General features: G+C 70.2%; 1 protein-coding gene. It reads right to left on the bottom strand.

The annotated features are described in order from the left end of the window. Nucleotides 1–110: 110 nt before the first annotated feature. Entirely contained in the window at nt 111–713 is a 603-nt protein-coding gene (locus ACFFNX_RS50940) for a sortase domain-containing protein (RefSeq protein ID WP_378213713.1), read from the bottom strand. Between the last annotated feature and the right edge of the window lie 329 nt (nt 714–1,042).

Here is a 1,042-nt window from a genome sequence, read left to right as displayed (position 1 = left end):
GGGGGCGCCGACCCCACTTCCATTGTCAAGCCACCCCACACACCAAAGAAAGACCACACCCACGGCTGTGGAAAACTCACGACCCGACCGAGACAGGCCCTGACGTCGGCTCAGCCGGGCGGGCGGTCGAGGTGGGCGGAGACGACGACGTTCTGCGGGGTGTCGCGGCTCGGCCGGTCTGGTCCGCCGCGTACGGAGATCAGGCGGAGTTCCGGGCGGCCGGTGGTCGAGCGCTCGCGGGCGATGGCGTGTCTCACCGCGTCGGACGAGCGCCGGGAGCCGACCGGGACCTTCTGCAGGCGGCGCACGGAGTCGACCTTGAACCAGGCGACGCTGTGGTCGCGCCGGACCACCTTCACCCGGTCGCCCTCGACGACCTTCGTGAGGCGGTGGAAGGCGGCCGGGCCGCGCTCGGGGTCGACGTAGCCGACGATGATCTCGGGCGACTCCGCGGCGTCGGCGCGGTGGACCACGGCGCTCTTGCCCTCCGGACGCGCGCTCGACGGCGACTCGTGGGACGTGTGCCGGCGGACCGCGCGGACCGGGATGTTCGTGTCGCCCAGTTCGGCCCGCTGGGGGCTCGACCAGCGCACCGGGCTCGACCAGTGCCGATGGGGAGCGTGCCGATGCGCCGAGCCTCCGCGCGCCTGGTGCATCCCGGTGAGAATGGCGGCGGTCAGCAGGACGGCCGCGACACCGTTTCCGTTCGACACGTAAGGGTGATACCCGAGCCCGTCGGCCGAATACCAGATCACCCGGTAAAAATGACAGCAACCTAAGTTTGAAGTGCCGCGACAGGCCATGAATCGGGCTTTTTTCCTCAACGGGATTCCCGCGTGCGCGTTTCTGTACCGTGATCCGCCGGTGACCTCGTTCCGCGAGGACACGGACAGAATGCAACAGGGGGCTTCATGAAGGGCATTCGAGGACGTATCACAGCCGCCACGGCGCTCGGCGCCGCGAGCGTGCTGGCGGCCGTGGCGCTGCCGGGCACCGGCGCGCGAGCCGACGGCTCCTGCACTGCGGCGACCTGCCCGGCCAC

Source organism: Actinoallomurus acaciae (genome assembly GCF_042429965.1).
GTDB classification, from domain to species: Bacteria; Actinomycetota; Actinomycetes; order Streptosporangiales; family Streptosporangiaceae; genus Actinoallomurus; species Actinoallomurus acaciae.
Note: the sequence above shows the minus strand (reverse complement) of the source record. Positions and strands in the feature narration are given on the sequence as shown.